This window comes from Polaromonas sp. P3_C2, assembly GCF_056402675.1.
Genome location: NZ_JBFUGX010000717.1, coordinates 1 through 1,945, shown reverse-complemented (window position 1 = coordinate 1,945; position 1,945 = coordinate 1). Strand labels below are relative to the sequence as shown.

General features: G+C 61.6%; 2 protein-coding genes. Both read right to left on the bottom strand.

The window, feature by feature from the left end; all coding sequences use genetic code 11:
* Positions 1-236: 236 nt before the first annotated feature.
* Positions 237-1,574 (bottom strand): argininosuccinate synthase, encoded by a 1,338-nt coding sequence (gene argG, locus AC1DWI_RS21110; protein WP_477668078.1) that lies wholly within the window; start codon positions 1,572-1,574, stop codon positions 237-239.
* A 43-nt stretch (positions 1,575-1,617) separates the two neighbouring features.
* A complete protein-coding gene (gene ppnP, locus AC1DWI_RS21105) occupies positions 1,618-1,944 on the bottom strand; it encodes a pyrimidine/purine nucleoside phosphorylase (RefSeq protein ID WP_477668077.1) in 327 nt (108 codons plus the stop codon).
* Between the last annotated feature and the right edge of the window lies 1 nt (position 1,945).

The window sequence follows — 1,945 nt, the reverse complement described above, 5'->3', positions numbered from 1 at the left end:
TCGGCGGATCCGAGGGCAGTAGTGACGGTGACGGAGGCAGTGATGGCGGTAGCGACGGTGGTGGATGCGGCGGAGGTTGCGGCGGAGGTGGGGATTAGCACGTGGCCGAGGGTTGAAAGGCCAACGAAAAAGCCGCCTGAAGGCGGCTTTTTGACGTTTGCTATGTTTTTAATAGCTGCTTGCGCTTATCCCTAAAGGGTTTCATCCGTTTTTTCCGAAAGCTCTCAGCGCGGATTTTATTCGCCTGTCTTGCCCAGCTGTGGGATCGCAGCCCCGGGCTCCAGCGACAGCAACCCGGAGCGCGTGTAGATGCCCAGCTTGTCGCGGGTATCGACGATGTCCAGGTTGCGCATAGTCAGCTGGCCGATGCGGTCTGCCGGCGAGAAAGGCGCGTCTTCCACCTTTTCCATGCTCAGGCGTTCGGGCTTGTAGGTCAGGTTGGCCGAGACGGTGTTGAGGATGGAGTAATCGTTGCCGCGGCGCAGTTCGACCGTGACCTCGCCGGTGATGGCGCTGGCCACCCAGCGCTGGGCGGTTTCGCGCAGCATGATGGCCTGCGGGTCGAACCAGCGGCCCTGGTACAGCAGGCGGCCGAGCTTGCGGCCGTTGTCGCGGTATTGTTCGATGGTGTCTTCGTTGTGGATGCCGGTGACCAGGCGCTCATAGGCGATGAACAGCAGCGCGAGGCCGGGGGCTTCGTAGATGCCGCGGCTCTTGGCTTCGATGATTCGGTTTTCGATCTGGTCGCTCATGCCCAGGCCGTGGCGGCCGCCGATGCGGTTGGCTTCCAGGATCAGCTCGACCATGCTGCTGAAGGTCTTGCCGTTCAGCGCTACGGGCCGGCCCTCTTCAAAGCGCACGGTCACTTCTTCGCGCTTGACTTCGACTTCGTCCTTCCAGAAGGCCACGCCCATGATGGGGTTGACGATCTTCATGCCGGTGGCGAGCTCTTCCAGGTCTTTGGCTTCGTGCGTGGCGCCCAGCATGTTGGAGTCGGTCGAGTAGGCTTTTTCGGCCGACATCTTGTAGCCGAAGCCGGCCTTGGTCATGAAGGCCGACATCTCGGCGCGGCCGCCCAGCTCGTCAATGAAGAGCTGGTCCAGCCAGGGTTTGTAGATCTTCAGGCCCGGGTTGGTCAGCAGGCCGTAGCGGTAAAAGCGCTCGATGTCGTTGCCTTTGAAAGTGCTGCCGTCGCCCCAGATGTTGACGTCGTCTTCCTTCATCGCCGACACCAGCATGGTGCCGGTCACGGCACGGCCCAGCGGCGTGGTGTTGAAGTAGGTCACGCCCGCAGTGGTGATATGGAAGGCGCCGCTTTGCAGCGCGGCGATGCCTTCGGCGGCCAGCTGGGCACGGCAGTCGATCAGGCGGGCTTTTTCAGCGCCGTACTGCATCGCCTTGCGCGGGATTTCGTCGTAGTCGGGCTCGTCGGGCTGGCCGAGGTTGGCGGTATAGGCGTAAGGGATCGCGCCCTTGAGCTTCATCCAGTGCAGTGCGGCGCTGGTGTCGAGGCCGCCCGAAAAGGCGATGCCGACTTTCTGGCCGGCGGGAAGGTTCTGGAGGATGGTGGCCATGAAATGGGTTCCTGGGGATGAATGCGTAGACGTGATGTAAGGGTCAGCCGAAATAGCAGATGTAGTGATAGGCGGCTTCGCCGGCAGCGACGCGGATTTCGAACGTGGCGTTGCCCGGCACGCTGAATTTTTCGCCGGCTGAAGACCTGACCCAGCTGTCGCTGCCGGCCAGCTTGTATTCACAGGCACCGGCCACGCATTCCATGATCTCGGGCGCGCCGGTATTAAAGGTCAGGGTGGCCGGAAGGATTACGCCGACCGATTTTTTGGTGCCGTCGGCCAGCGTGATGCCGTGGCTCACGCATTTGCCGTCAAAGTAGACGTTGGCCTTGGTGGTCACGCTGATGTTGTCGATTTTTTCGGTAGGCATG